Raw genomic sequence first — 1,410 nt, forward strand, 5'->3', positions numbered from 1 at the left:
AACGCATTCCTCAGATGTGATTTGAAACCCCGTTTACACAAAAATTCGGACAGGCCCTCCCTAAGGCATATGCACCGGCAATGTTTTTTAGGGAAAAAACCTTGGTTAAATTCTTGTACCTATCGCTTTTCTCACCTTTTTTCAAACGATCCACCAAAATTGAAAACAGTCCTATGTGATGGGTCGTTATTATTATTTTTTTCTTGAGATAGTGCCGCTCAATTTGCTGAAACACTGTTTCAGCGGTAACGTAAATATTATGTTCATCAAGGCTAGATACAGGGTCATCAATGAAAATATGCGCGTCCTGAGTATTGGACCACCCATCAACCTCTAAGAGAGCCAAGAAAAAGCACCAAACAAAAATTCTCTCTTCGCCGCGAGAGATTTTTATCGGCACATCTTCATCATCGTTGGTGACGAAAGTGATCGACTCAATTCCGTTCTCAAGATTTTCGTAGGGATTCAGCTTAAAATTAAATTTTGGCGAATACATCGCCAACTTATCCATGACTGCATCCGGATTCTCATACAGAAAGCTATGGAAGCGGTTCAAGCTGCTGGGCAAAATATTGAGCTTTATGTTCGCACCGCCATTGTCTTCATCGTTATCCCAGACAAAAAGGTCTTCGCTGAATGCGTTGTAGTAAACGCCAGTGTGTTGGCCATTATCAGAGTTTTTAGTTGCATTTTTGTATGCCACCGATAATCTGGTTTTTCCTGTGGCATTGAATGCATAAATGAGAATAATGTTCTCACCCAGCTTTTTTAGCTGCTCTGCAATATCTTCAATACTCATTACCCTACCTCGGACATGACGGGAAATAACTGTTCCATCAGGCCCTTCTTGTGGAACATGAGGACATCAATTTTCTGGCTTTGGGCGGCGATGAAATCGTCGAGGGAAGACAAACAGTTGGCGATACGATCTTGCTCTGAAAACTCTGGGACAAGCAATCTGACTGCCGAAAACTGGGTCTTGTTTATAATAGGAACGGCCTGAATACCTGCGAGTTTGGCGATGCGTTCTGCGTTCAAGCTGAGGATGTAATACACGAATCCGCCTGAATGCTCAGAATTTGGGATTACGGAGTTGATCTGCTGATTGGTCGCGCAGTCCCGAACATTTTGAGTCACTTTCCCGATGGTTGACCCGATGCACACAAACAGAACGCTGTTCGCTTTGATCGGACGGGTTTTTTCAAACCCCAAAGCACTCAAAGTGGTCTTTGTGTCGCTCACCCATCGCAGATCGGAAATGTCGGCTGGGGAGACGAATGGGATGCCACCGCCATAGAACTCTGGATGTGCCGTGCTAGGGGTACTTCCAGTAATAATTTCTCCAAAATCACTAGGGGCTGTTGACGTTTCACATTGGTAGCCATAGAAACGCGCATGCCATGGCAATGA

The 1,410-nt window shown here is 44.4% G+C and carries 2 protein-coding genes; both read right to left on the reverse strand.

What is annotated here, in order from left to right; translation table 11 throughout:
* Positions 1 to 10: 10 nt before the first annotated feature.
* On the reverse strand, positions 11 to 799 hold the full coding sequence (locus IE083_RS15620) for an AAA family ATPase (RefSeq protein ID WP_189354952.1): 789 nt from the start codon (positions 797 to 799) through the stop codon (positions 11 to 13).
* Positions 799 to 1,410: restriction endonuclease subunit S (locus IE083_RS15625; protein ID WP_189354953.1), on the reverse strand; the 612-nt coding region annotated here is incomplete at its 5' end. The genes IE083_RS15620 and IE083_RS15625, both read right to left, overlap by 1 nt.

Source organism: Vogesella fluminis, assembly GCF_014652335.1.
GTDB lineage: Bacteria > Pseudomonadota > Gammaproteobacteria > Burkholderiales > Chromobacteriaceae > Vogesella > Vogesella fluminis.

Excerpts from the sequence above, each read along its gene's own strand:
- IE083_RS15620 (WP_189354952.1), bottom strand. The coding sequence starts at position 799 with ATGAGTATTGAAGATATTGCAGAGCAGCTAAAAAAGCTGGGTGAGAAC.